Annotated in this window: 25 protein-coding genes; 13 read left to right on the top strand and 12 right to left on the bottom strand. The window is 69.1% G+C overall.

Features of this window, described 5'->3' with window-relative positions; translation table 11 throughout:
* Positions 1-201: 201 nt before the first annotated feature.
* Positions 202-633 carry an SRPBCC domain-containing protein gene (locus tag EJC77_RS03340; protein WP_125610158.1) on the top strand — a complete coding sequence of 144 codons (432 nt, stop codon included), beginning with the start codon at positions 202-204 and terminating at the stop codon, positions 631-633.
* Positions 634-690: 57 nt separating this feature from the next.
* Positions 691-1635 (top strand): NADP-dependent oxidoreductase, encoded by a 945-nt coding sequence (locus tag EJC77_RS03335; RefSeq protein WP_125610228.1) that lies wholly within the window; start codon positions 691-693, stop codon positions 1633-1635.
* Positions 1636-1709: 74 nt separating this feature from the next.
* Here the strand turns inward: EJC77_RS03335 and EJC77_RS03330 are convergent, their stop codons facing one another.
* From EJC77_RS03330 to EJC77_RS03300, 7 genes are all read right to left on the bottom strand, one after another.
* On the bottom strand, positions 1710-2762 hold the full coding sequence (locus EJC77_RS03330; protein WP_205786813.1) for an ABC transporter substrate-binding protein: 1053 nt from the start codon (positions 2760-2762) through the stop codon (positions 1710-1712).
* Positions 2762-3643 carry an ABC transporter permease gene (locus tag EJC77_RS03325; protein ID WP_240629727.1) on the bottom strand — a complete coding sequence of 294 codons (882 nt, stop codon included), beginning with the start codon at positions 3641-3643 and terminating at the stop codon, positions 2762-2764. Before EJC77_RS03325 ends, EJC77_RS03330 begins: the two co-directional genes overlap by 1 nt.
* 122 nt (positions 3644-3765) lie before the next feature.
* Complete coding sequence (locus tag EJC77_RS03320) at positions 3766-4845, bottom strand: phosphotransferase family protein (RefSeq protein ID WP_125610157.1); 1080 nt, start codon at positions 4843-4845, stop codon at positions 3766-3768.
* Positions 4845-6089 (bottom strand): acyl-CoA dehydrogenase family protein, encoded by a 1245-nt coding sequence (locus EJC77_RS03315; protein ID WP_240629725.1) that lies wholly within the window; start codon positions 6087-6089, stop codon positions 4845-4847. Before EJC77_RS03315 ends, EJC77_RS03320 begins: the two co-directional genes overlap by 1 nt.
* Complete coding sequence (locus EJC77_RS03310) at positions 6086-6889, bottom strand: SDR family oxidoreductase (RefSeq protein WP_125610156.1); 804 nt, start codon at positions 6887-6889, stop codon at positions 6086-6088. Before EJC77_RS03310 ends, EJC77_RS03315 begins: the two co-directional genes overlap by 4 nt.
* Before the next feature lie 77 nt (positions 6890-6966).
* The gene (locus tag EJC77_RS03305; RefSeq protein WP_125610155.1) at positions 6967-8586 is read right to left on the bottom strand and encodes an amidohydrolase; all 1620 of its coding nucleotides are present in this window, start codon (positions 8584-8586) and stop codon (positions 6967-6969) included.
* Positions 8579-10033, bottom strand: coding sequence for an APC family permease (locus EJC77_RS03300; RefSeq protein ID WP_125610154.1), 1455 nt, complete (start codon positions 10031-10033; stop codon positions 8579-8581). The genes EJC77_RS03305 and EJC77_RS03300 overlap by 8 nt, the downstream gene beginning before the upstream one ends.
* Before the next feature lie 141 nt (positions 10034-10174).
* Here EJC77_RS03300 and EJC77_RS03295 point away from each other — a divergent pair, with 141 nt between their 5' ends.
* A complete protein-coding gene (locus EJC77_RS03295; RefSeq protein WP_125610153.1) occupies positions 10175-10777 on the top strand; it encodes a TetR/AcrR family transcriptional regulator C-terminal domain-containing protein in 603 nt (200 codons plus the stop codon).
* 47 nt (positions 10778-10824) lie between these two features.
* On the opposite strand, the gene EJC77_RS03290 is transcribed toward EJC77_RS03295, so the two are convergent.
* From EJC77_RS03290 to EJC77_RS03280, 3 genes are all read right to left on the bottom strand, one after another.
* Entirely contained in the window at positions 10825-11205 is a 381-nt protein-coding gene (locus EJC77_RS03290; protein WP_125610152.1) for a type II toxin-antitoxin system VapC family toxin, read from the bottom strand.
* Positions 11202-11486: a hypothetical protein gene (locus tag EJC77_RS03285; protein WP_240629723.1), complete on the bottom strand. Its 285-nt coding sequence runs from the start codon at positions 11484-11486 to the stop codon at positions 11202-11204. The genes EJC77_RS03290 and EJC77_RS03285 overlap by 4 nt, the downstream gene beginning before the upstream one ends.
* A gap of 100 nt (positions 11487-11586) precedes the next feature.
* Entirely contained in the window at positions 11587-13110 is a 1524-nt protein-coding gene (locus EJC77_RS03280; protein WP_420820292.1) for a helix-turn-helix domain-containing protein, read from the bottom strand.
* 129 nt (positions 13111-13239) lie between these two features.
* On the opposite strand from EJC77_RS03280, the gene aceA reads away from it, so the two are divergent.
* The 3 genes from aceA (at position 13240) to EJC77_RS03265 (ending at position 17253) form a co-directional block, all read left to right on the top strand.
* Entirely contained in the window at positions 13240-14565 is a 1326-nt protein-coding gene (aceA, locus tag EJC77_RS03275; protein ID WP_125610150.1) for an isocitrate lyase, read from the top strand.
* Between the two features lie 121 nt (positions 14566-14686).
* Positions 14687-16366: a malate synthase A gene (aceB, locus tag EJC77_RS03270; RefSeq protein WP_125610149.1), complete on the top strand. Its 1680-nt coding sequence runs from the start codon at positions 14687-14689 to the stop codon at positions 16364-16366.
* 185 nt (positions 16367-16551) lie between these two features.
* Positions 16552-17253 carry a DsbA family oxidoreductase gene (locus tag EJC77_RS03265; RefSeq protein WP_125610148.1) on the top strand — a complete coding sequence of 234 codons (702 nt, stop codon included), beginning with the start codon at positions 16552-16554 and terminating at the stop codon, positions 17251-17253.
* An 80-nt stretch (positions 17254-17333) separates the two neighbouring features.
* Here EJC77_RS03265 and EJC77_RS03260 read toward each other — a convergent pair whose 3' ends face one another.
* Complete coding sequence (locus tag EJC77_RS03260; RefSeq protein WP_240629722.1) at positions 17334-17891, bottom strand: carbohydrate ABC transporter permease; 558 nt, start codon at positions 17889-17891, stop codon at positions 17334-17336.
* A gap of 226 nt (positions 17892-18117) precedes the next feature.
* Positions 18118-19344, bottom strand: a complete 1227-nt coding sequence (locus tag EJC77_RS03255) for an ROK family transcriptional regulator (RefSeq protein WP_125610147.1) — start codon at positions 19342-19344, stop codon at positions 18118-18120.
* A 136-nt stretch (positions 19345-19480) separates the two neighbouring features.
* On the opposite strand from EJC77_RS03255, the gene EJC77_RS03250 reads away from it, so the two are divergent.
* The 7 genes from EJC77_RS03250 to EJC77_RS03215 all read left to right on the top strand — a co-directional run.
* Complete coding sequence (locus EJC77_RS03250; protein WP_125610146.1) at positions 19481-20215, top strand: sugar phosphate isomerase/epimerase family protein; 735 nt, start codon at positions 19481-19483, stop codon at positions 20213-20215.
* A 5-nt stretch (positions 20216-20220) separates the two neighbouring features.
* Complete coding sequence (locus tag EJC77_RS03245) at positions 20221-21357, top strand: Gfo/Idh/MocA family protein (protein ID WP_125610145.1); 1137 nt, start codon at positions 20221-20223, stop codon at positions 21355-21357.
* Positions 21354-22655 carry a Gfo/Idh/MocA family protein gene (locus tag EJC77_RS03240; RefSeq protein ID WP_125610144.1) on the top strand — a complete coding sequence of 434 codons (1302 nt, stop codon included), beginning with the start codon at positions 21354-21356 and terminating at the stop codon, positions 22653-22655. Before EJC77_RS03245 ends, EJC77_RS03240 begins: the two co-directional genes overlap by 4 nt.
* Positions 22652-23653 carry a sugar phosphate isomerase/epimerase family protein gene (locus EJC77_RS03235; protein WP_125610143.1) on the top strand — a complete coding sequence of 334 codons (1002 nt, stop codon included), beginning with the start codon at positions 22652-22654 and terminating at the stop codon, positions 23651-23653. The genes EJC77_RS03240 and EJC77_RS03235 overlap by 4 nt, the downstream gene beginning before the upstream one ends.
* Before the next feature lie 212 nt (positions 23654-23865).
* Positions 23866-24261, top strand: coding sequence for an RNA-binding S4 domain-containing protein (locus EJC77_RS03230; protein WP_125610142.1), 396 nt, complete (start codon positions 23866-23868; stop codon positions 24259-24261).
* A 499-nt stretch (positions 24262-24760) separates the two neighbouring features.
* On the top strand, positions 24761-25084 hold the full coding sequence (locus EJC77_RS03220; protein ID WP_125610140.1) for a DUF6318 family protein: 324 nt from the start codon (positions 24761-24763) through the stop codon (positions 25082-25084).
* A partial coding sequence (locus tag EJC77_RS03215; RefSeq protein WP_164520304.1) for a hypothetical protein occupies positions 25084-25365 on the top strand: 282 nt, incomplete at its 3' end. The genes EJC77_RS03220 and EJC77_RS03215, both read left to right, overlap by 1 nt.

The following is a 25365-nucleotide window of genomic DNA, read 5'->3' as shown; positions in this document are numbered from 1 at the left end:
ACCGGCACACCCAGGAACAGGGCGAGGCAATACGGCGAAACGGGCTGAAGGCGGGCGCTCCCTGCCGGACTCGCGTCAGGCTGCGGCGGCCGGCAGGCGGCCACACCGAAGGGAACTTCCCCGGGAGCCCGCCCGGCGTAGTGTGGGGCTTGGGCGGAGCCGATGCCCGTCCAATGGCACAGTCCGTCGAAGGAGCAGACCATGACCGGGAATTTTGTCGCCACCTCAACCATCACCATCGAGGCGCCCCCGGAGCGCGTGTGGTCGGTCATCACGGATCCGGCCGCGGCCCGGGAGTTCATGTTCGGCACGGAGCTCGTGACGGACTGGACCGTCGGCGGCCCCATCCTGTGGCGCGGCGTCTGGGACGGCAAACCGTACGAGGACAGGGGCACGGTCCTCGAGGCCGACCCGGGGAAGCGGCTCGTCACCACCCATTTCAGCCCGCTGTCCGGCCAGGACGACGTCCCGGAGAATTACCACACGCTCACCTGGACGCTCGAGGACCGGGCGGGTAGCACGGTGCTGACGCTTGCACAGGACAACAACGCCAGCGCCGAAGAGGCCGAACACTCGAAAGGCATGTGGGACAGCCTCGTGAAGGCCGTGAAGGAAATCGCGGAACGCGGCTGACCCCGTGCCTGGCCGGTGGAACCAACCCAATGAAAGGCGGCTCCCATGGGCACCACCATGAAGGCCATGACCTACGCCCGCTACGGCGGCCCCGACGTGCTGGAATTATCCCAGCTTCCCACGCCGAAGGTTTCGCCGGGCTCCGTGCTGATCCGGGTGAAGGCGGCGGCCGTGAACCCGGTGGACTGGAAGCTGATGGCCGGCGGCCTGGACGCCATCATGGACGTCCACTTCCCCGTCGTCCCCGGCTGGGACGTGGCCGGCGTCGTGGAGACGGTCGGCTTGGACACCCCGGAGTTCACCCCCGGCGACGAGGTCTTCGCGTACGGTCGGCGCGACACCGTCCAGGGCGGCACGTTCGCCGAGCTCGTGGCACTGCCGGCCGCCATGGTGGCGCGTAAGCCCACGTCGTTGTCCTGGGAGCAGGCCGCCGGTTTGCCGTTGACCGGTTTGACGGCCCTGCGGACGCTGGCGGCGGTGGGCATCGCCCCGGATGACAGGGACGGCGGCGGCACGCTGCTCATTCACAATGGTTCCGGTGGGGTGGGGCGGGCGGCGATCCAACTGGCCGGCCTGGCCGGGAACGTCCGTGTCATCGCCACGGCCTCGGCCCGCAATCACGACCGATTGCGCGAGCTGGGCGCCGAGCCGGTCGAGTATGGCGAGGGTCTCGACGAGCGGGTCCGCGCGCTGGCACCCGGCGGCGTGGGCGCCGTCGTCGATTTCGCCGGCGGCGTGCTGGAGACCACCTTGGCCGTGCTGCGCCCCGGCGGGCGGCACGCCTCGATCGCCGACCCGTCGGTGGTGGCGCGCGGCGGCCGCCACATCTGGGTCCGGCCGGACGGCCGGGAGCTGGGTCGGCTGGCGTCCCTGGCGGATGCCGGCCGGCTCACGGTGGATGTGGCCGCGACCTATCCGCTGGAGAAACTGGCGGCGGCCTTCAGGGCCAGCATGGCCGGCCACGGCGGCGGGAAGATCGTGCTGACGCCGTTCAGCGAATGAACCTGCCCCCACGGCGGACGACGGCGGCACCCGCGTGAGTGCCGCCGTCGCCCATTCAGCGTGGCCGGGACCGGCTAGCTGGCCGGGACCTTGTCGACGAATTCCGTCGTGTAGGTCTTGGACAGGTCGATCGTCGACCCCTTGCCCTTGACATTCGTCGAGTACTTGTCCAGGATCGTCAGGACGTTCTTGGCGCCGTCCGCGTCCATCTTGCCGTCACTGGTGAACATGGTCTTGGTGTCGTTGACCGACTTCTCGTACAGGTCGGCGCCGGCGTTGGCGTATTCCTTGGGCATCTTGGCCGCGATCTCCGCCGCCGAGTGCGTGTCGATGAACTTCAGCGCGCCGACGAACGCGTTGGCGATCTTCTGCACCGTCTTGGGGTTCTTCTGCACATAGTCGCAGGACATGTACACGGACGCCGCCGGGTACAGGCCGCCGAGCGCCTTGCGCGTGCCCTCCTCGGTGCGCATGTCGATCAGGACCTTGCCCTGGCCGCTCTGCACCAGCTGGGCGATGGTCGGGTCAGTGGTCATGCCGGCGTCGATGCCGCCGTTCTTCATGGCCGCGATGAACGTCTGGCCGGCGCCGACCTTGGCCGGGGTGTAGCTCTTCACGCCGGCCTGCCCGGCCAGGGCCTGGGTGAGGAAGTCCGTGGACGAGCCGAGCGAGGTGATGCCCAGGTTCTTGCCCTCGAAGTCCTTGGCGCCGGTGATCGTGCCGGCCTTGTCCTTGGCGACCACCTCCGCCTCGCCGGGGATGTTGGCCAGCTGGACCACCGACTGGATGCACTGGCCCTTGGCCTGCAGGTCGACCGTGTGGTCGTAGAAGCCGACCACACCCTGGGATGCGCCGGTCAGCAGCGAGTTCTCCGCGCTGGCGCCGGACTGTTCGCCAAGCAGGTTGACCTTGACGCCTTCCTTCTCGAACAGCCCGAGGCCCTCGGCGAGCTTGGCCGGCATGTAGATGACCTTCTCCAGGCCGCCGACGATGATGGTTGCCTCCGGTGTGGCGGCGGCGTCGGCCGCGGGGCCCTTGGTGGTGCGGCAGCCGCTCATGCCCAGGGCGAGGGCGGCGGTGACCACGATGGTGGCGGCCTGCAGGGTGCGTCGTTGCGTGGTTTTCATCAGATTCCTTTTGCTTGGGTCTTGGCGGCCGACGGACGCCATTTGAGGAGTTTGTTCTCAGCGGTGGTGATGAGCATTTCGGCCAGCAGCGCCACCACGGTGACGATGATCATGCCGGCGTAGATGCCGGCGGAGTCGAAGGTGCCCTGGGCGTTGGCGATCAGCATGCCCATGCCCTTCTTCGCCCCGGCGTACTCGCCGACGATCGCGCCGATCAGGGCGAAGCCGAAGGCGGTGTGCAGCGAGGACAGGATCCACGTGGTGGCGCTGGGCAGCACGATGGAGGTCAGGATCTTGGTCTTGCTGGCACCCAGGATCCGGGCGTTGTTGACGACGTTCCCGTCCACCTCGCGGGCACCGGTGAAGGCGTTGAAGAACACGGCGAAGAAGACGAGGACGACGACGGTGGCGACCTTGGAGCTCATGTCGAACCCGAACCAGAGGATGAACAGGGCGGCCAGCACGATGCGGGGAACGGCATTCGCGGCCTTGATGAACGGGGAGAAGACCTCGGCCATGAAGCGGCTGCGGCCGAGCAGGACCCCGAGCACGATGCCGGCCAGGGTGCCGATGACGAATCCGACGACGGCCTCCAGCACGGTGTAGCCGAGGTTTTCCCAGACCGAGCCGAACTGGGTCCCGGTGGTGAACCACTGGATCAGCCGGTTGCCGATCTCCGACGGCCGCGAGTAAAAGAACGGGTCGATGAAGTACGTGGCGGCCAGCTCCCAGCTGCCGAGCCACAGTGCGATGATCAGGACCCGCAGGCCCCAGATCCGGGCGGTGGTGTTGCGCTCGGCCTTCCGGGCCGCGGCCAGCCCCCGGAACTGGCCGGGCACTACGCGGCCGGCATCGCCGTCTACGACCAGGCCGAGGCCCACATGCTGATGATGGCGGACGACCTCAGCGCCGGGCTCATCAAGGCCTTCCCCAACAAGTTCCACTGACAAAGTTCCACTGACGAACACGGCGGGCCGGCGGCGCGGACCGCCGGCCCGCCCGCCTACAGCCGCGCCGCGAATCCGGCCGCCGCCTCCAGCAGGCGCGGCACGCCCGACTCGAGGACGGCACCCAGGCCGGCCGCGTCGTCGCGCTCGCCCTGCCGGACGCGCGTGTAAATCGCCTCGCTGAAGATCGCCGCCTTCCACAGCGCGAGCGCCTGGTACCAGGGCAGCCCGGACAGGTCGAGCCCGAACGCCTCGTTGTACCGGGCGGCGAGTTCGTCGCGGGTGAGGTAGCCGGGCCGCGCCGTGACGGGCGTCAGCTCCATGATGGTCCCCTCCGAGCCGGCCTGCGCGTACGTGGCGGTCAGGTAGCCCAGGTCCGCCAGGGGGTCGCCCAGCGTGGCCATCTCCCAATCCAGCACGGCCTGCACGTGCACCGGTCCGGCCGCGGCGAACATGAGGTTCCCGGTCCGGTAGTCGCCGTGGATGAGCGACACCCGCTGCGTGTCCGGCCGGTTCGCCTCCAGCCATCGCGCCAGCCGCGCCACCGCCGGCAGGTCGCGGCTCGCCCCGGCCTCCCACAGCCCGGCGAACCGCTGCACCTGCCGCCCCAAATAGCCCTCGGGCCGGCCGATCGTGGCAGTCTCGCCGCCGCGCACGTCCACCGAATGCAGCCGCACGAGCGTGTCCGCCACGGCCTCGCTGGTCTCCCGGCGGCGTTGCCGCCCGTCCAGGTGCGCGGGGACCGCATCCGTCACGACCACGCCGTCCAGGTACTCCATGACGTAGAACGGCACACCCAGCACGTCCCGGTCGGCGCACACGGCCAGGATCCGCGGCACGGGCACCCCCAGCGGCGCCAGCACCTGCTGGATCCGTGCCTCGCGCACCATGTCGTGCGTGGACGGGGGCAGCGGCGGGCGCGGCCCGCGACGAAGCACGACGTCGGCCCCGTCGCGTTGGATGCGGAAGGTCACGTTGGACTGGCCGTCGCCGATGCGCCGCCAGTTCAGCGGTCCGCGGCCCAGCCCTTCGGCGTCAAGGAATGCCTCCACCCGGTCCAGGATCAGCAGCGGCGCCCTGGCCAGCGCTGCCGCTTCGGCGGTGGTGTTGACCACATCCGGGGATGCCGCGCCCATCAGCGCCCTTCCTCGTCGATGTGCGCGTCGCCCTGGAACGGCTCGCCGGATTGGACGTCCCGGCGCCGTTGCGCGGCGGCGCGGCGGGCGATCGCCCACTTGTGCGTTTCGGTGGAGCCGTCATAGATACGGAACGGGCGCACCTCGTTCACGTACTGGGCCAGCGGCAGGCCGTCGGACACGCCGTCCCCGCCGCACAGTTGCACGGCCCGGTCGATGACCCGGTACACGGCCTCGGACACGTGCACCTTCGCCACGGAGGACAGCGCCGAGCCGGCCTTCGCGTCGACGTCCAGCAGCACGGCAGCCTTGGCGATGATGGCGTCCGAGGTCTCGATGTCGATCACGGACTGGGCGATCATCTCCTGCGCGATGCCGAGCCGGGCGATCGGTTCGCCGAAGATCTCGCGGGCGCCGGTCCGGTCCAGGGCGATGTCCAGGGCGCGCCGGGCCAGCCCCAGCCAGCGCATGCAGTGCGTCAACCGGGCCGGGCCGAGCCGGACCTGCGCGTACGTGAAGCCGCGCCCCACCTCGCCCAGCACGGCGGACGCCGGCACGCGCACGTCGTCGAAATGCACGTGCGGGTGGCCGCCGGGCAGGTACCTGTCGACCGTGTGGATGGCCGCGCCGAGGCGCACGCCCGGGGTGTCCATCGGCACCAGGAACATGGTGGCGCCGGCAGGCGCCGCCTGGGTGCCGGCCGGCGCCGGCGTGCGGGCCATGACGATGGCGAATGCCGCATTGGCGGCACCGCTGGTGAAGCGCTTGTGCCCGCTGATGACCCAGTCCCCGTGCTCGAACCGCGCCGTCGTGGCCAGCGCCGCCGGGTCGGAGCCGGCGCCGGGGTGCGGTTCGGTCATGGCGAAGCAGGAGCCGACCGCCCCGGACGCCAACGGGACCAAGAACGCCCGTTGCTGATCGGGTGTGCCGATCAGGTGCAGCAGGTGCATATTGCCCTCGTCCGGGGCCATGCAGTTGAGCGCGGCCGGGCCGATCGGCGAGTACCCGGCCGCCTGGAACACCGGCGACCAGTGCGCCACGGCCAGCCCCTGCCCGCCGAGTTCGACCGGCATGTGCGGGGCGTACACGCCGGCGGCCTTCGCGGCCTCGCCCAACGCGCGGCGAACCGCAGGGTCCAAGGACTCCCCCGGCCGCGGTTCGGCCGGGATCACGACGGACCGGATGAAGTCGCGCGTGCGGCGGCACAGGTCCTCGACGGCGGGCGGGTACATGGTGGCGTTCACGGCCGCTCCCCCAGGCCGCCGGCGTTCAGCAGGCCGCCGTCGAGGTTGAGGACCTGGCCGGTGATCCAGCCGGCGTCGGCGGAGGCGAGGAAGGCAACCGCCGCGGCGACGTCGTCGGGCGTTCCCAACCGGCGCAGCGGATAGCCGGCGGCCACCCGCTCCTCGCGGCCCTCATACAGGGCGCGCGCGAACCGGGTCTTCACGACGGCCGGCGCCACGGCGTTCACGCGCACCTCCGGGCCCAGCTCCACGGCGAGCGTGCGCGTGAGGTGGGAGACGGCGGCCTTGCTGATCCCGTACAGCCCCAGGCCCGGCGCCGGCACCTCGCCGCTGACCGAGGAGAGGTTGATGACGGCCCCGCGGCGTTCGGCGAACCCGAGCCCGGGATGCGCCAGGACCGCCTGCGTCCAGGCCAGCGTCGCCAGGACATTGACCTCGAACACCTTGCGGGCCGCGTCAAGGTCGAGCGTTGCCAGCGGGCCGTAGACGGGGTTGATGCCGGCGTTGTTGACCAGGATGTCCAGCCCGCCGAACTCGCGGACGACGGCGTCGAGCACCTGTGCGCGATGCGCCGCGTCATCCGCGTGGCCGGCCACCGTGACGACCGTCCCGTCCGGGAACCCGGCGGCCGCCGCGGCCAGCCCGTCGACGCCGCGGGCCGTCAGGCACACGCGGGCGCCCTCGGCGGCGAGCCGGTGCGCGATGGCCAGGCCGATGCCGCGGCTGGCTCCCGTGACGATGGCGGTCTTGCCCCGCAGCCTGTGTGGTGTGGTGTCCTGGTTGTCGGTATCACCGTCCATGCCACCCTCCTTATCGAGTGCTCGCTTGGTAGGGCCAGTGTTGTGGAGCTCCCGGCGGCGGTCAAGGATGGCGGCCCCTACCCCACCCTGTCGCGCAGGAACTGCACCTCCCCGCCCACGAACGTGCCCACCACGCCACTGCCGGCCAGCTCGTCGGGTGCCGCAAGCAGCGGATCCAGCTCGAACGCCGTGAAGTCGGCCCGCTTTCCGACGCTGATGGACCCCGCCACGCCCCACAGCCCGGCCGCCCGCGCCGCGTGCGACGTGTAGCCTTCCAGGGCCTGGAGCGCCGTCAGCGCCTGGTCCGGACCAACGGGCGCTTGGCCGGGCCGGCCCGCCTGCCGCCGCAATTGGGCATCCGCCATGATCGGCAGCGGTTCGAAGGGCGCGATCGGCCAGTCCGATCCCAGCCCCAGGACCACGCCGGCGTCGCGCAAATCACGGCACCGCCAGGCATGGTTTGCCCGCTCGGTGCCAAGCCGCGCGGACCAGTTGTCGGTGTGGTCGGCGCGTGAATAGTGGGTGCAGTGGGTTGGTTGCATGCTCGCCGCGACACCCAGCCGGCGGAACCGTTCCACCAGCTCGTCCGGCACGGTTTCGATGTGTTCGACCCGATGCACCGTGGCGCCCGGGCCGCCCGGAAGCGATTCCAGCGCGTCCAGCACGTGGGCCACCCCGGCGTCGCCGATGGCGTGCGTCGCCGTGGGGATCCCGCGGGCGGCGAAGTAGTGCACCGCGGCGGTGTATTCGGCCGGGCTGGGCCAGAACGACGCCGTCGACTGGCCGTAGGCGTCCGGCCGGTGCAGCCAGGCGGTGCCGTTGTCCACCGTCCCGTCCACGAACAATTTCACGGCGTCCACGGACCAGCGCCGCCCGCCCTGGTGCGTCAGCGCGGCCACTTCGGCCCAGTCGTGCACGCCGCCTCCCGGCATGCACCAGGGGGCGCAGCGCAACCGCAGCGGCAGCTCGCCGTCGTCCTCCAGTGCCCGGTACAGCTCCAGCGAACCCTCGCCGAGGTCCATCACATGGCCTCCGGTCAGGCCGGATCGGGAGAAGCTCCCCAGCAGTGCCGCCAGCCGGGCTTTGCGATCGTCCGCGGACTCCTTGGGCAACACGCGGTCTACCAGTTCGATGGCGGCCGCCTCCAGGAGCAGGCCCGTCGGCACGCCCTGGGCATCACAGACGACGTCGGCCGCCTGGTTGAAGCGGTGCGGCCCCGTCACGCCGGCGCGCTCCAGAGCCGACGCGTTTGCCAGCGCCGAATGCCCGTCGAAGAGCCGGATCAGGGCAGGGCGGCCGCCCAAGACACCGTCAATCGCGTCCCGGTGCACGGCAGCGGTGCCGAAGACATTGGGGTCCAGGCCCCAGCCGAGAACCCAGCCCTCCGGCCCGGCGGCATCGGCTTCGGCGCGCAGCAGTGCCCTGACGTCGTCGAGGTTTTGGGCGCCGGACAGCTCGCAGCCGGACGTCAGGTCCAAGCCGAAGACCGGATGGATGTGGCAGTCCACCAGCCCCGGGGTGAGCGTCGCTGAGCCGAGGTCGATCACTTCGGTGGCGGCGGTGCGCCAGGCCGCGGCGTCGTCGCGGCTGCCCACGGCGGCAATCAGCCCGTCCTGGACGGCAACGGCCTGGACCGGTGTGGTGGCGCCGTCCAGGGTGTGGATGGTGTCGGCCAGCAGAATCAGGTCGTCAGTCATGGGTTTCAAAGCTTCCTATCTGGGCGAAGACGGCCGGGCGGGCCTTGCGCAGCCGGAGGGCGATGAGCAGTCCGGCGATGAAGACGGCGGGGGCGACCGCCATCAAAATGTTGTTGGTCAGGGCGTCGGCGCCGGTGAGCAGGTTGATGTTGGCGGCAATCAGCCAGACGACGCCGAACAGCAGCACCGCGGACGCCACGCTCAGCGGGAGGAGCAGCCGATGGGTCACGGCGTCGGGATTGCGCCGCAGGTAGATGAACGCGGCGACGGACACCAGGCCCTGCAGCCCCACGATGCCGAAGATCCCCGGCGTGTTCACCCAGATCAGCAGCTGCTTGTACGGGTCCGCGCCGAGGACCGCGCAGATGATGATGACGACGGCGGCCAGTGCCGTTTGGAGCTGCCCGGCCACATGCGGGGACTTGTACTTGCGGTGCGTCTTACCGAGGAAGGCCGGCAGCACGCCGTCGCGCGCCAGCATGTACGTGTAGCGGTTGATCGCGTTGTGGAAGGCGAGCTGGGACGCGTAGACACTGGTCACGATGAGGATGTACATGACCACCTCGGCCCACGGCCCCACGTAGTGGCTGATGGTGGCGAAGAACATGCCGTCCGAGAGCTGTTCGGCCGCCTTGACCACTTCGCCGTCGCCATAGGCCTGGACCACGGTCCACACGATGAACGCGTAAAAGATGGACATGAAGCCGACGGCGATGAACGTGGCCCGGGGTACGGACTTGTCGGGGTTTTTGGCCTCGTTGCGGTACAGGACCGTCGACTCGAAGCCCATGAAGGCCGCGAAGCAGATGCCCAGGATGGCGAGCACGCCGGGACTGAAGGCGTGGTCGGGGGCGAAGGAGGCCATGCTGATGCCGTGCGCACCGCCGCGGGCCAGGATGCCGGCGCCCATGATGGCCAGGATGGCGGTTTCGGCGACCAGCAGGACGCCCAACACCTTGGCCCCGACGTCGATGCCCCGGTAGCCCAGGAACCAGACGGCGGCCACGGCGGCCAGCGCCAGCACCGGCCAGGACACGTCCACCCCGAAGAGGACCTGAAGCATGGCCTGGGTTTGGATGGCGAACAGGCCGTACACGCCGATCTGCAGGCAGTTGTAGGACACGATCGCCAGGATGGCGGCGGCCAGGCCCGCGGTCTTGCCCATGGCCAGGGTGATGTAGGTGTAGAAGCCGCCGGCGGCCTTGACGTGGCGGGTCATGGCCATGAAGCCGATGGCGAAGATTGTCAGCACGACGCCGGCGATCAGGTATCCCATGGGGGCTCCGATGCCGCCGATGCCGATGGCGACGGGGGCGACGCCGGCCATCACCGTGAGCGGGGCGGCGGCTGAGATGACCAGGAACGCAATGCCGCCGGTGCCGATGGCGTTGCGCTTGAGGCCATTGTCCACGGCCTCGGCAGGCGGCTTGGTTTTGAGCTCTGACATGGGTGGGTCCTTTGGAGATGGGCGGAACGGGAACGAGTAAACCGAAAGGCTTTCGTTTAGTATGGGGCCATGTGACCCGTCGCACAAGACCCCCGGCAGAAAAAATGGCTAGGGTCGTACGTAACCGCTGATTGGAGAGCCATGCCCCGCCCGCCCGTTCCACTGATATCCATCGACGGGCTGGTCACGGCCGCCCTGGCCCTGGTGGATGAATCGGGGGACTTCAGCCTGCCCAAACTGGCGCGCAGGATTGGCGTCAGCCAGTCCTCGATCTACAGCCATGTCAGCGGGCGCGAGGAAATCCTCGAGCTGATGCGCGGCCGGATCGTCGCCGAGAACCCCTACCCGGCGCTGGATGACCTCGGGTGGGAGGCCGCCCTGCGGACCGTGGTGCGCAGCTACCGGGATGCCTTCGCCCGGCATCCGCGCCTTGCCCCGTTGCTGGTCCTGCAAACGGTCCGGGACGTCGACGTGATCGCCTTGTACGAAGACCTTGCGCTGGTCCTGGAACGCGCCGGATTCATGGGCAGGGATGTGGTGTCGGCCATCTCGACCATTGACAGCTTTGCCCTCGGCGCCGCCCTGGACCTGGCCGCGCCGGAGGTGGTGTGGGCGCCGCCGGACGACGGGTTCCCCACGCTCAAACGCGCCCTCGGCCACGCCGGCCCGCCGCGGCAGCGCGGCGAGGACGCCTTCACCTTTGGGCTGGACATCATCCTTGCGGGGCTGCGTTCACGGCTGTAGGGCCGGGCGTGTTGGCCGTGGGCAAGCGCCACCCCGTTGGCCGCGGCCTACTCGAGTACCTCGACGTGGCACCTGAGCCCTGGCGCCCGCGGCAGACGGGCGTCGACGGTCACCAGACCCGTCGTCTCCAGTTCTTCCGCCAGCGCCACATACGTTGCATCGTAGGCGTTCACGTTCTGGCGAAGTTCCCACATGCGTGCCAGCAAGTTCACGGCCGGATACCGTTCGATCTCAAGCCTGGAAAACCCGTCAAGCGCAAGGGTTGCCTGCTTGTCCGTGAGAATGCCCGTGCGGGCAAGACGGCGTAGGACGTTGACCACGTCACTGTCCAACAGGTGTGGCGCGGCAAGGTCGTCCGCGCGGAGGGCAGCCGGGTCCACGTCACCAACGAGGAGCCCGACGACGACCCCCGCGTCGACGACCTTCATTGCGCGCGTCCCTCGTCCAGCGCGTCAAGAATGGAACTCACGCCGACATGGCCGGCAACGGCATCCCGGGTTTCCCGAATGGTCGCCGTATTCGACTCGGCCATTCGTGACCTTCGCGCGACGCGTTCCAGTTCCAACTTCAGGTAGCCGGTCAGGGACAGCCCGTTGCGCGCTGCAGCGTTGACCAGTGCATCGTGGACGTCATCCGGGCCAGGATCGAGGCACACTTCCAGCCGGCCATTACGCCGAGGTAGCGTCATCGCGTTGAAGTAGCGGAACAAATGCCGACCCCGTCGACGGTTTGACGCTACCTCGGCGCGTTATGGGTCTGACCGGACCGGCGCACGCGCGCCCGGCAGCCGCCGTCGTCCGTTCTGTGCGCTATTTGTCCGCGTGGACCTGCAGGAACCGGTACACCTCGGTCTCGTCGACGCCGGGGAACGCGCCCTGCGGCATGGCCGCGAGCAGGTGCGAGTTGGCACGCGTGCTCGGCCAGGCGTTGCCGGACCACAGCGCGGCCAGGTCGGCCGGCGGGCGGCGGCAGCAGGACGGGTCCGGGCAGCGGGACTGCGAGCGCTCCGTCGTGTCGCGGCCGCGGAACCATTTCACGTGCGCATACGGCACCCCGATGCTCAGTGAATACTCGCCCGAGGAGTGCCGTTCCGTGCGGGCCGTGCACCAGTACGTGCCCACCGCCGTGTCCGTGTACTGGTTGAACGCGCGGAACTTGTCCGGGACGTCGAACACGGCCCGGGACGTCCAGAACCGGCACACGGCCTGGCCCTCGATGGCGCCCGTGTGGTCGGCCGGGAAGTTCACGCCGTCGTTCTCATAGGCCTTGTGGATGATGCCGGACTCGTGCACCTTCTGGAAGTGCGTCGTGATGTCCAGGTGTTCCGTGGCCAGGTTCGTGAACCGGTGCGCGGCCGTCTCATAGGACACGGCGAACGCGTCACGGATGTCCTCGATGGCCAGCTCCTTGGCCGCCTTCGCCTTTTTCAGGAAGTCCACGGTGGCGCGTTCGGGCATCAGCAGGGCCGCGGCGAAGTAGTTCGTGTAGACGCGTTGACGCAGGAAGTCGGCATAGTCGGTCGGCGTCTGGTGGCCCATCACGTAGTGGCCCAGCGCCTGCAACAGCACGGACCGGGGGTCGTGGTCCGACTTCTGGCCATGCGTGAGATAAATTCGGTGATTCTTCAAATCCGTCACGGACCGGGTCGAATGCGGCAGATCGCCCACGTAGTGCAGGTCGAAGCCGAGGTGCTCGGCGATGTCCGCGGCGACATGGTGGGACAACGGCCCCTGGTCGTGGCCGACCGCCTTGAGCAGGTCCTGCGCCTGCCGCTCGATGTCCGGGTAGTAGTTGTTGCGGGCCCTCATCTCCTCACGCAGCTGGGAGTTGGCGCGCCGGGCTTCTTCCGGGGTGGCGGACTGCTCGTCGAGCCGGCGCTCCAGCTCATGCTGCAACCCCACCAGGGACTCCAGCACCTCCACCGACAACCGCGAACTGACGCGGACTTTCGGCAACCCGAGCGACTGGTACAGGGGTCCGCGCTGGGCGCGCTCCAGCTCGATTTCCAGGGCGGCTCGGCGGCTCGGCGGCTCCGCCCCGAGCAGCTGGTCGATCCCCACGCCGAGGGTCCCGGCCAGGTGCTGGAGCATCGAGAGCTTCGGCTCGCGCTTGCCGTTTTCAATGAGGGAGAGCTGCGACGGGGCGGCACCCACGGCAGCGCCGAGATCGTCCAGCGTCATGCCCAGTTTCTTGCGCAGGTGGCGCACCCGCCGGCCCAGTGCGATGACGTCCAGCTCGCCGTTTTCGCCGCTCTCGACGGCGATGCGCCCGCGCGACTCCACCCGGCTCCACCCCTGATCAACCATTTCTTGATCATATGCGAAGAACTGCAAATCTTTCCACCATTTACCCCTAGAAGGAGTAACGAAACCCCTGAATAGTGGATTTCACGAAGAAGGAACGCGGTTCCGGCCTCGGAGCTCGATCACCGTGACTCAACCACCGACTACAAGGAGCACCCCATGACTGCAGCATTCGAACCCGCCAAGTCGACGGACCAGACCACCGCTGAGGCCGTCGCTGCCCTGGAGCTCGAGTGGTCCGCCAACCCCCGCTGGCAGGGCCTGCGCCGTGACTACTCCGCCGCCGACGTCGTCAAGCTGCAGGGTCGGGTCCAGGAGGAGCACACGCTGGCCCGGCGCGGATCCGAGAAGCTGTGGCAGCAATTGACCGGGGAGGCCGCGACCGGCGGCTACACGAACGCCCTCGGCGCGCTCACGGGCAACCAGGCCGTCCAGCAGGTCAAGGCCGGCCTGCGCGCCGTGTACCTCTCCGGCTGGCAGGTCGCCGCCGACGCCAACCTCTCCGGCCACACCTACCCGGACCAGTCGCTGTACCCGGCCAACTCGGTCCCGCAGGTGGTCCGGCGCATCAACAACGCCCTGCTGCGCGCCGACCAAATCGAATTCGCCGAGGGCATCCAGACGGTCGAGGACTGGCTGGTCCCGATCGTTGCCGACGCCGAGGCCGGCTTCGGCGGCCCGCTGAACGCCTACGAACTCATGAAGTCGATGATCGCCTCGGGCGCCTCGGGCGTGCACTGGGAAGACCAGCTGGCCTCCGAGAAGAAGTGCGGCCACCTGGGCGGCAAGGTCCTCATCCCGACCCAGCAGCACATCCGGACGCTGAACGCCGCCCGCCTGGCCGCCGACGTCGCGAACACGCCGAGCGTCATCATCGCCCGCACCGACGCCGAGGCTGCCACGCTGATCACCTCCGACGTCGACGAGCGGGACCGGGAATTCCTCACCGGCGAACGCACCACGGAGGGCTTCTTCAAGGTCCGCAACGGCATCGAGCCGTGCATCGCCCGGGCCAGGGCCTACGCCCCGTACGCCGACCTCATCTGGATGGAGACGGGTACCCCGGACCTGGAGCACGCCCGCCGCTTCGCCGAGGGCGTCAAGGCCGAGTTCCCGGACCAGATGCTCGCCTACAACTGCTCGCCGTCGTTCAACTGGAAGAAGCACCTGGACGACGCCACGATCGCGAAGTTCCAGCGCGAACTCGGCGCCATGGGCTTCACGTTCCAGTTCATCACGCTCGCCGGCTTCCACTCTCTGAACCACTCGATGTTCGACCTGGCCCACGGCTACGCCCGTGACGGCATGAGCGCCTACGTCGAGCTGCAGGAGCGCGAATTCGCCTCCGAGACCAGTGGCTACACCGCCACAAAGCACCAGCGCGAAGTCGGCACCGGCTACTTCGATCAAATCGCCACGGCGCTCAACCCGAACGCCTCCACCCTCGCCCTGGTGGGATCCACCGAGGCAGGACAGTTCCACTAACCCGTTCCCGGTGATCGAGCCTGTCGAGATCCGAGCCCGTCGAGATCCGAGCCTGTCGAGATCCACACCGGATCCCAACAGGCTCGATCACCGGTTCCGCACAGATTTTGGAGACGTTCCCATGAATTCGACCAACAGCCTCAACGGCATCACGTTCAACGGCATCACCCTCACTGCCACCCCCATCCACCGGCAGGACGAGATCCTCACCCCCGAGGCGCTCGACTTCGTCGCCGCCCTTCACCGGACGACGGCGGCACGCCGCCAGGAGTTGCTCGAGGCGCGCGAAACGCAGCGTCGGCGCATCGCCAACGGCGCCGACCCCCGGTTCCTGGCCGAGACAGCCCACATCCGCGAGGACGGCCGGTGGCGGGTCGCCCCGCCGGCGCCGGGCCTGGAGGACCGCCGCGTCGAGATCACCGGCCCCGTGGACCGCAAGATGACCATCAATGCGCTGAACTCGGGGGCGAAGGTGTGGCTCGCCGACATGGAGGACGCCTCCACGCCCAGCTGGGGCAATGTGATCCGGGGCCAGCTCAACCTCATCGACGCGCTGGAACGCCGCATCGACTTCACCTCCGCGGCCGGCAAGGAGTACAAGCTCGGCCCGGCCGAGTCGATGCCGACGATCGTGGTCCGCCCGCGCGGCTGGCACCTGCCCGAGAAACACATGCTGGTCAAGGGCGAGCCGATCGGCGGGGGCATCGTCGACTTCGGGCTGTTCTTCTTCCACAACGCCCGCCGGCTCATCGCGCGGGGCTTGGGCCCGTACTTCTACCTGCCGAAGATCGAGAACCACCTGGAGGCCCGCCTCTGGAATGACATCTTCATCGTCGCCCAGGACCTGCTGGGCATCCCGCAGGGCACCATCCGGGCCACGGTGCTGATCGAGACGATCACGGCCGCGTTCGAGATGGAGGAGATCCTCTACGAACTGCGCGACCACGCCGCCGGGCTGAACGCCGGGCGCTGGGACTACCTGTTCTCCGTGATCAAGAACTTCCGCAGCCGCGGCCCCCGCTACGTGCTGCCGGACCGGGACCAGATCACCATGACGGCCCCGTTCATGCGCGCCTACACCGAGCAGCTGGTCCGGGCCTGCCACCGCCGCGGGGCCATGGCGATCGGCGGCATGTCGGCGTTCGTCCCGAACCGCCGCGACCCGCAGGCCAATGCGGTCGCCCTGGCGAAGGTCCGCGCGGACAAGACCCGCGAGGCCGACGACGGCTTCGACGGCTCCTGGGTGGCCCACCCCGACCTGGTGCCGGTGGCCATGGAGGTGTTCGACGGCGTGCTCGGCTGGAACGCCAACCAGATCGTGCGCACCCGCGAGGACGTGGTCCCGGACGATCGCGCCCTGCTGGACATTGCCGGCACGCCCGGCAGGATCACCGAGGCCGGCATCCGCAACAACATCTGGGTGGCCATCCAGTACATCGAGTCGTGGCTGCGCGGCCATGGCGCGGTGGCGTTGAACAACCTCATGGAGGACGCCGCGACCGCCGAGATCTCCCGCTCGCAGATCTGGCAGTGGCTGGCCGTGAAGGCCATCACGGATGAGGGCGACGTGGTGACCCCGGCGTGGGTGGCGGAGCTCGTCGAGGAGGAGTTCGCCCGGCTGCCGCGCTTCGAGGACGACCGCTTCGAGGACGCCCGGACCATCTTCGAGGAGGTGGCGCTCGGGGCCGAATTCCCGCCGTTCCTGACGCTTCCGGCGTACGACAGGTACTTGTTTGACGCCCGTGACCGCGACACCTGCGCCGACGCCCGCGAAAACGAGCTGATCGCGGCCGCGGCGTAGCCCCAAGGTTTGGTTGGTTTCACCGGACCAGTCGCCACACGATCGCCCGAAAGCCGGGCACCGGTGAACCAGCCACTACACCGTACGACGGCGGCCGGTGCGTTTCGCTTCGAAACGCACCGGCCGCCGTAGTGCTATTTCTACAGCCGGGGAATAACCACCGCCGCCTCCCTGTTGGCGCGAGTATGAAGATCGAGATCTGGTCCGACGTCGCGTGCCCATGGTGCTACATCGGCAAACGGCGTTTTGAGTCCGCCCTGGCAGCCTTCCCGCACAAGGATTCGGTGGAGGTGCAGTGGCGCAGCTACCAGCTCGACCCCACGCTCCCGGACCACTATGACGGCACCGAGCTGGGCTACCTGGCCGAGCGCAAGGGCATGGACCCAGGCCAGGTTGCCGGCATGTTTGGGCACGTGGCAGAGCAGGCGGCCGGCGAGGGTCTGGCCTACGACTTCGACAGCGTCGTAGTCGCCAACAGCTTCAACGCCCACCAGCTGCTGCATCTGGCCGGTGCGAACGGGGTGGCCGACGCCGTCAAGGAGGCGCTGCTGTCCGGGCACTTCGAGCACGGCGAGGACATCGGGGCCCGGGAGTACCTGGTGCGCACGGGCGTCGCCGCCGGCCTCTCCGCCGACGAAATCAATTCGGCGCTGGACACGGACGAGTACGCCGACGAGGTGCGCCAGGACTTCGCCGAGGCCCGGTCACTGGGCATCTCCGGCGTGCCGTTCTTCGTGATCGACCGCAAGTACGGCATCTCCGGCGCGCAGCCTTCGGCCCTGTTCAGCCAAGCGCTCGAGGAGGCGTGGCAGGAGGCGAACCCGCTGACCATGGTCGCCGCCGGAGCCGAAGCGGACGCATGCGGCCCGGACGGCTGCGCAGTCTGAATCGACGCCAAACCAGTGGGCAGTAGACGCTGGGAATCCGGGAATTCTCAGCACCTACTGCCCACCAGTTGGGCGGGGCGCTACTTCACCATCCCGGCGGTCAGCCCGGCCACGAAGTTGCGCTGCAGCAGCAGGAACCCGACCACCACCGGGATGCTGACCACCACGGAGGCCGCCATGATCTGGTTCCAGTACACGTTGGTCTGCGTCGAATAGAGTTGCAGGCCCACGGCCAGGGTGCGGTTCGCGTCCGTCGTCATGACCGAGGCGAACAGGACCTCGCCCCAACTCGTCATGAAGCTGTAGATGGCCACGGCGATCAGACCCGGGCGGGCGACCGGCTGGATCACGCGGATCAGCGCGCGCATGGGGCCGCAGCCGTCGACCTTGGCGGCCTCGTCCAGCTCGTGAGGGATGCCGTCGAAGTAGCCGGCCAGCATCCAGATGGAGAACGGCAGCGAGAACGTCAGGTACGTGATGATCAGGCCCAGCCGCGTGCCCACCAGCTGGATGCCGAAGTTCGTGTTGATGTTGACGAAGATCAGGAACAGTGGCAGCAGAAACAGCACGCCCGGGAACATCTGTGTGGACAACACGGTGGTGGAAAACAGCGAGCGGCCGCGGAACGTGACACCCAACCTAGACGACCTTTTGCCGGATGTCAATCAAAAGTTCCGAAGTCTTATCAGACTTATGATCGTGCATCTGACAAACAACAATGGCCCGACGGGCAACGTCGGGCCACAGGACGGGAAGTCCCCTACCAGGCGGCTTTCGGCCGACGCCTGACGGTTTCACATCCGGCCGGATCGTCCAGCTGCCGGCCCTACGCCGCGATGGTCACCTTGCCCACCCCGTCCGGCCCTACGCGCCGGCGGCGAGCAGGTCGACGCTGGCGGGGGCCAGCACGTGGTCGATGACCATGCGGCTGGCGCCGAGGACACCGGCCTGGTCCGACGCCATCGACTGCACGATCCGCAGCCGCGCCGTGGCCAGCGGCAGCGAGCGCTGGTACACGATCTCGCGCACGCCGGCCAGCAGGTATTCGCCGGCGCTGGACAGGCCCCCACCGATCACGATGACGGACGGGTTGAGCAGGTTCACGCAGGTGGCGAGCACGTCCCCGAGGTCCCGGCCGGCCTGGCGCATGGCCTGGATGGCGGCCAGGTTCCCGCGCCGGGCCAACGCCAGCACGTCCTCACCGGTCGCCGCCGGCACGCCGTCGGCCGCAAGTGCGGCGGCCACGGCGGGACCGGACGCGAGCGCCTCCAGGCAGCCGCGGTTCCCGCAGCGGCACAGCACGTCGGCGCCCCGCGACACCCGGACATGGCCGATGTCCCCGGCCGTGCCGTCCGCGCCGCGCTGCAGCAGCCCGCCGCTGATGATGCCGGCGCCGATCCCGGTGGCCACCTTGATGAACAGCAGGTCCTCGGCGTCCGGCCAGTACTCGGCGCGCTCGCCGAGGGCCATGATGTTCACGTCATTGTCCACGAGAACGGGTGCGGCGAAGCGTTGCTGGACGTAGGCGGGCACATCGAACCCATCCCAGCCGGGCATGATCGGCGGGCTGGCCGGTTTGCCGGTCGAGTGCTCCACGGGACCCGGCAGCCCGATGCCGATGCCTGCCAGCTCGCGCTCCTTGCGCCCGGCCTGGGCCAGCAGCTGCACGCTCAATTCCAGGATGCCGTCCAACACCGGAACCGGGCCGGCGGAGACATCGATGAATTCGCGCGCCTCGCACAGGACACTGCCGGCCAGGTCCGTGAGCGCGATCAGCAGGTGCGTGGCACCGACGTCGACGGCCAGGATCACGCGCGCCGCCGGCAGGAAGGCAAAGCGCGACGGCGGCCGCCCGCCGGAGGAGACCGCCTCACCGGCGGGGCCGATCAGTCCGGACGCGGCCAACGCGTCAATGCGTGCGGCGACCGTGGAGCGGGCCAAGCCGGAGATGTCCACCAGCTCGGCCCGGGTGCGGGCGCGCCCGTCGCGCAACAGCTGGAACAGGTCGCCGGACCGGGCGTGTCCCGCCGGCGCGGTGGCGGCCCCCGCCGTGGGGGTGACGCTGGGCGCGGCTGCTGCTGTTTTGGGCATTCCCTATAAGTAACACAGGCTTCTACCCGTCACAATTCCCCGAGGTCGCAAATTGCCTCCAACTTTTGCTTGACGCTCGTCATAAGTTCCCTTAGGTTGATTGAGAACCCCATCCCGCCCCCTACCAGGAGTTCCAGTGACCTATTCCCTCCAGCTGTACACCGTGCGTGAAGCCCTCGAGCGGGACCTGCCCGGCACGATCGCCCGCATCGCCGAGATCGGCTTCCGCCAGGTGGAACCGTACAACTTCGCCGCCACCGCCGACGCCCTCGCCGCGGCGTTCACCGCCCACGGGATCACGGCCCCCTCCGGGCACGCCCCGCTGCTGTCCGCCGACCAGGACGAGATCTTCGCCGCCGCCAACAAGCTCGGCATCGCGACGGTCATCGACCCGTTCATCCCGGCCGAGCACTGGCAGGACGCCGCCGCCATCGAGGCGACGGCGGCGGCGCTGAACGCCGCGGCCAGGAAGGGCGCCGAGTACGGTGTCCGGGTCGGCTACCACAACCACCAGTGGGAGCTTGAGTCCAGCATCAACGGCACGACGTCGCTCGAGTACCTCGCGTCGCTGCTCGACCCGGAGCTGGTGCTGGAGGTCGACACGTACTGGGCGGCCGTCGGCGGGCAGGACCCTGCGGCGCTGCTCACCCGTCTCGGCGCCCAGGTGAAGTTCATCCACATCAAGGATGGGCCCCTCGACACCGACACGGCGGCCCAGCTGCCCGCGGGCCAGGGCAAGGTCGCCGTGTGGGACGTCATCGAGGCCGCGAAGTCCCTGGAGGTGGGCGTTGTGGAATTCGACGACTACTCCGGCGACATCTTCGAAGGCATCGGCGAGAGCCTCTCCTACCTCAACCGCGGAAAGGCCTGAACGGCATGAGCAGTGCAAGCCTGCCCAAGACCGGACCCGTGGGCGTCGCCGTCATCGGCGCCGGCAACATCAGCAAGCAGTACCTGGACAACCTGACCAGCTTCCCGGACCTCAAGGTCCACGTCGTGGCCGACCTGTTTGAGGACGCCGCCGCGGCGCGCGCGTCCGAGTACGGTATTGAATCGTCCGGTGGCGTCGACGCCGCACTGAACCACCCCGACGTCGAAATCATCGTCAACCTGACCATCCCGGCCGCGCACGTCGAGGTGGCCCGCGCCGCCGTGGCGGCCGGCAAGCACGTCTGGAGCGAGAAGCCGTTCTCGCTTGACCGTGAGAGCGGCCTGACCCTGCTGAAGGAGGCAGACGCCGCCGGCGTGCGGCTCGGCTGCGCCCCGGACACCTTCCTCGGCGGCGGGCTGCAGACGGCGCTGCGGCTGATCCGCTCGGGCGCGATCGGGACCCCGCTGACGGCGCTGACCATGTTCCAGTCCCCGGGTCCGGAATCCTGGCACCCCAACCCGGCCTTCCTGTTCCAGGCCGGCGCCGGTCCCCTCTTCGACATGGCGCCGTACTACCTGACCACGCTGGTGCAGGCATTTGGCCCGATTGCCTCGGTGGCGGCCGTCGGGTCTTCCGCGTTCCCCACCCGCACCATTGGTTCCGGGCCCAAGGAAGGCGAGGAATTCGCCGTCGAGGTTCCCACCCATGTGAGCGCCATCGCCAAGTTTGAATCCGGCGCGTCGTCGCACAGCGTGTACAGTTTCGAATCCCCGAAGCTGCGCATGGGCTTCGTGGAGATCACGGGTACCGAGGCCACCATGTCGCTGCCCGATCCAAACAACTTCGACGGCGACATCCGCATTGCCCGCCGCGGGGACGACGACTGGACCGTGATCCCGGCCGAGGGCCCGACGAACGGGCGCGGCATGGGCGTGCTGGACATGGCCCGATCCCTCCGGGCTGGCGTGCCGCACCGCGCCCAGGGGGCCGTGGCCTACCATGTGCTCGACGCCATGGTCTCCATCGCCGAGTCCATCGACACCGGCGATTTCGTGACCGTGGACAGCACGGCGAGCGCGGCCGAGCCGCTGCCGCTGGGCTGGGACCCCACCGACGCCACCCTCCAGGAAGCCCCGAGATGACCTCCCCTCCAAAGACCGCACCACCGCCCACCGCCGCCCACACCCTGGGCGTGGCGGCGATCGGGTACGCCTTCATGGGCAAGGCGCACTCCAACGCGTGGCGGAGCGTCGGCAACCACTTTGACGTCCCGGCCTTCGAACAGAAGGTGCTCGTGGGCCGGGACGCGGTGGCCGTGGCGGCCGCCGCCAGCCGCTACGGCTGGAGCGAATCCGCCACCGACTGGCGGGAGGTCATCGCCCGGGACGACATCGACATCGTCGACATCTGCGCGCCCGGTTGGCTGCACGCCGAAATCGCCACCGCGGCGCTGGCCGCCGGCAAGCATGTGCTCGTGGAGAAGCCGCTGGCCAACACGATGGACGAATCCACGGCCATGGTGGCCGCCGCGACGGACGCCCGCGCCCGGGGTGTGCGCTCCATGGTCGGCTTCAACTACCGGCGCGTGCCGGCCCTGGCCCTGGCCCGCGAGCTGATCGCCGGCGGCAGGCTCGGCACCATCCGCCAGGTCCGTGCCTCTTACCTGCAGGACTGGCTGGTCGACGCCGACTCCCCCATGACGTGGCGGCTGCGCAAGGAAACCGCCGGCTCCGGCGCCCTGGGCGACATCGCCTCGCACGCCGTCGACCAGGTCCAGTACCTGCTCGACGACGCCGTGACCGAGGTCAGCGGCCGGCTGCACACGTTCGTCACCGAACGCCCCGGCCCCGACGGTCCGGAGCCGGTGACGGTCGACGACGCCGCCTGGGCCACGCTGACGATGGCCGGTGGCGCCGTGGCCAGCGTCGAGGTGTCCCGGGTGGCGCTGGGCCAGAAGAACGCGCTGGCCGTCGAGGTGTACGGCAGCGCCGGGGCGCTGAAGTTCAACCTGGAGGACCCCAACGAGCTGTATTTCCTGGACGGCACCGACCCCGCCGAGATCCAGGGATTCCGCCGGATCCTCGTCACGGAGCCCGGCCACCCCTACCTGGACGGGTGGTGGCCGCAGGGGCATGTGATTGGCTGGGAGCACTCGTTCACGCACCAGCTGCGCGACTTCCTGCTGAACATCCGCGACCAAACCGACCCGTCGCCGTCGTTCGCCGAGGGGCTTCAGGTCCAGCGCGTCCTGGCCGCCTGGGAGGAATCCGCCGCCGCCGGCGGGTCCACGGTCCCGGTGGTTGAGCTGTTCGAAGCCCCGGTGGTTGGGCTGATCGAAGCCCCGGTGGTTGAGCTGGTCGAAACCCCGGTGGTTGAGCTGGTCGAAACCCCGGTGGTTGAGCTGGTCGAAACCCCGACACCGAAGAGGAGCCTGTCATGACGCGCCCATACACCCTGTTCACCGGCCAGTGGGCCGACCTGCCGTTCGAGGACGTCGCCGCGCTGGCCGCCGGCTGGGGCTACGACGGGCTGGAGATCGCCTGCTCGGGCGACCACCTGGACCCGTGGCGCTGGGACGAGCCCGGCTATGTGGAGTCCAGGCTGGCCGTGCTGGAGAAACACGGGCTGAAGGTGTGGGCCATCTCCAACCACCTCAAGGGCCAGGCCGTGTGCGACGACCCGATCGACTTCCGCCACCAGGCGATCGTGGGCTCGCGGGTGTGGGGCGACGGCGACCCCGAGGGCGTGCGGCAGCGGGCCGCCGAGGAGCTCAGGCTCACCGCCCGGCTGGCGCGCGCGCTCGGCGTGAAGACCGTGGTCGGGTTCACCGGCTCCTCCATCTGGCAGTATGTGGCCATGTTCCCGCCCGTGCCGCAAGCCGTGATCGACGCCGGCTACCAGGACTTCGCCGATCGCTGGAACCCCATCCTGGACGTCTTCGACGAGTGCGGCGTCCGGTTCGCCCACGAGGTGCACCCGTCCGAGATCGCCTACGACTACTGGACCACCGTGCGCACGTTGGAGGCGATCGGGCACCGGGAGGCGTTCGGGCTGAACTGGGACCCGTCGCACTTCATGTGGCAGGGCATCGACCCTGTCTCCTTCATCTGGGACTTCAAGGACCGGATCTACCACGTAGACTGCAAGGACACGAAGCTGCGCCCCACCGGCCGCAACACGGTCATGGGCTCCCATTTGCCCTGGGGCGACCCGCGCCGCGGCTGGGACTTCGTCTCCGCCGGGCGCGGCGATGTGCCCTGGGAATCCTCGTTCCGGGCGCTGACCGCGATCGGCTATGACGGGCCCATCTCGGTTGAGTGGGAAGACGCCGGCATGGACCGGCTGCAGGGTGCCCCCGAGGCCCTGGCCGCGTTGAAGACGTTCGATTTCGCCCCGTCCACGGCGTCCTTCGACGCCGCGTTCAGCAACCAGGGCTGACGGCGGTGGTGGTTGAGCCCGTCGAAACCCCCGGTGGTTGAGCCCGTAGACCCCCCCGGTGGTTGAGCCCGTCGAAACCCCCGGTGGTTGAGCCCGTCGAAACCCCGGTGGTTGAGCCCGTCGAAACCCCCGGTGGTTGAGCCCGTCGAAACCCCCGGGGCTCGACAAGCTCGACCACCGTGGGGGCGTCCGGGGATAGACTCGGGGACACCATGAGCACGCCTGGTTTCAGCCCGAAGAACGCCCCGGCCACCGTCCGCATCGACGCCTGGCTGTGGGCGATCCGCGCCTACAAGACCCGGTCGGCCGCGACGGCCGCCTGCCGGGCAGGTCACGTGAAACTCAACGACAAGCCGGCCAAGGCCGCCCAGACCGTGGTCCCGGGCGACACCGTGCGCGTCCGGCAACCAGGCTACGACCGAATCCTCGAGGTGCGCTGGCTGATCGCCAAGCGCGTGGGCGCCGAGGCAGCCTCGCACTGCTTCACCGACCACACCCCGGCCAGGCCCACAGCCACCGAGCTCGGTCTGCCCCGGCGCGACCGCGGTGCCGGCCGCCCCACGAAGAAGGACCGGCGCGAGATGGAACGGCTCCGCGGCGGACACTGACCCGCGCTACGGCCTGTCGTTCCGCCGCAGGATCCGGTCGAGGTGTGGATAACTTCTGGCACGTGTGCAGATTCTGGGCTAGGTTGGGACCAACTCAGCCGGCCCGCGACGAGGCGGCCCGCACCGGAATCCTGATGGGGGCTTCCATGACGAACACGGGGACACGTTTCCGCGCGCACGGGCCTGGTGGCCGAGGCGTCTTGTGGCGTCGACGATGTCCACTCGGCCTCGCCGCCGTGCTCGCCGCGACGGTGGCCGGCATGGTGGCGCTGGCCGGGTGCGCCGCCGGCGGCGATCCGGGTGCGGATCCCGGCGGCACGGCCGGGGCCGGCGCGAGCAGGACAGCCGCGTCCCCACCACCTTCCCCGACGCCCACGCCGGCACCGGTGTACAGGCCGGCCTCGGCCAGCGGCCCGGCCCAGAACGTCCCGGTCCCGGTGCTGCCGGCGGCCNCCGCCACTGGTACGCCACCCTCGGCTACGCGTACGAGACCGGCGACATGACACCCATGATGGCCATCACCGTGCCCGAGTGCGAAACCTGCGCCAAGGTCAAGGAAACCGTCGAGGACGTATACGGAGAAGGCGGCTGGATCACCGGGGGGAAGATGACCGTGCTCACCGTAAATAGCACCCTCAAGGCATCTGACGGACTCTACAACGCGATTGCCTCTGTCCGTCAAGACAAGGCTGAGTTCTTCGATGCCAATGGCATGTCAACGAAACGCTATGGAACCAGCGTCGCCAGGGCCGATGCCGTAGTCGCCATCTACTCCGGCGGCAAATGGTCCGCGCAATCAGTCGGTCACATTTCGGCGAACTGATGAGAACACCCACCAAGCCGCTCCTCTGCGGACTCAGTGCTCTGACAATCGTTGCCACGACCGCCATTTGGCCACAAGCCGCCATCGCGGATACCGGCGGCAGCTCGATTTGGGACGACAACGGCATCGTCTCAAACGTCTGGATCCCAAGCCCAGGAGGTGGCGGCCATTTCGGTAACACGCCTGTAGAAATCCCGGACGACCCCTATGTCTACAAGTACGAGACGGCGTGCCTGGCCGGGGACAATGCGATCTACCCGGCCTGTGCGGCCGCGCTGCCG

The sequence above is a fragment of the Specibacter cremeus genome (assembly GCF_003946885.1).
GTDB lineage: Bacteria > Actinomycetota > Actinomycetes > Actinomycetales > Micrococcaceae > Specibacter > Specibacter cremeus.
The sequence above is the reverse complement of the archived record's forward strand: the minus strand, read 5'-3'. Positions and strand labels throughout refer to the sequence as shown.

Bases quoted from the DNA above. Each gene is read 5' to 3' on its own strand.
- EJC77_RS03320 (WP_125610157.1), bottom strand. From the start codon at position 4,845: ATGGGCGCGGCATCCCCGGATGTGGTCAACACCACCGCCGAAGCGGCA.
- EJC77_RS03235 (WP_125610143.1), top strand. From the start codon at position 22,652: ATGACGCGCCCATACACCCTGTTCACCGGCCAGTGGGCCGACCTGCCG.
- EJC77_RS03305 (WP_125610155.1), bottom strand. From the start codon at position 8,586: ATGACTGACGACCTGATTCTGCTGGCCGACACCATCCACACCCTGGAC.
- EJC77_RS03330 (WP_205786813.1), bottom strand. From the start codon at position 2,762: ATGAAAACCACGCAACGACGCACCCTGCAGGCCGCCACCATCGTGGTC.
- EJC77_RS03255 (WP_125610147.1), bottom strand. From the start codon at position 19,344: ATGCCCAAAACAGCAGCAGCCGCGCCCAGCGTCACCCCCACGGCGGGG.
- aceA (WP_125610150.1), top strand. From the start codon at position 13,240: ATGACTGCAGCATTCGAACCCGCCAAGTCGACGGACCAGACCACCGCT.
- EJC77_RS03245 (WP_125610145.1), top strand. From the start codon at position 20,221: ATGAGCAGTGCAAGCCTGCCCAAGACCGGACCCGTGGGCGTCGCCGTC.
- EJC77_RS03240 (WP_125610144.1), top strand. From the start codon at position 21,354: ATGACCTCCCCTCCAAAGACCGCACCACCGCCCACCGCCGCCCACACC.
- EJC77_RS03310 (WP_125610156.1), bottom strand. From the start codon at position 6,889: ATGGACGGTGATACCGACAACCAGGACACCACACCACACAGGCTGCGG.
- aceB (WP_125610149.1), top strand. From the start codon at position 14,687: ATGAATTCGACCAACAGCCTCAACGGCATCACGTTCAACGGCATCACC.
- EJC77_RS03230 (WP_125610142.1), top strand. From the start codon at position 23,866: ATGAGCACGCCTGGTTTCAGCCCGAAGAACGCCCCGGCCACCGTCCGC.
- EJC77_RS03335 (WP_125610228.1), top strand. From the start codon at position 691: ATGAAGGCCATGACCTACGCCCGCTACGGCGGCCCCGACGTGCTGGAA.
- EJC77_RS03290 (WP_125610152.1), bottom strand. From the start codon at position 11,205: ATGAAGGTCGTCGACGCGGGGGTCGTCGTCGGGCTCCTCGTTGGTGAC.
- EJC77_RS03265 (WP_125610148.1), top strand. From the start codon at position 16,552: ATGAAGATCGAGATCTGGTCCGACGTCGCGTGCCCATGGTGCTACATC.
- EJC77_RS03220 (WP_125610140.1), top strand. From the start codon at position 24,761: ATGACACCCATGATGGCCATCACCGTGCCCGAGTGCGAAACCTGCGCC.
- EJC77_RS03295 (WP_125610153.1), top strand. From the start codon at position 10,175: ATGCCCCGCCCGCCCGTTCCACTGATATCCATCGACGGGCTGGTCACG.
- EJC77_RS03340 (WP_125610158.1), top strand. From the start codon at position 202: ATGACCGGGAATTTTGTCGCCACCTCAACCATCACCATCGAGGCGCCC.
- EJC77_RS03300 (WP_125610154.1), bottom strand. From the start codon at position 10,033: ATGTCAGAGCTCAAAACCAAGCCGCCTGCCGAGGCCGTGGACAATGGC.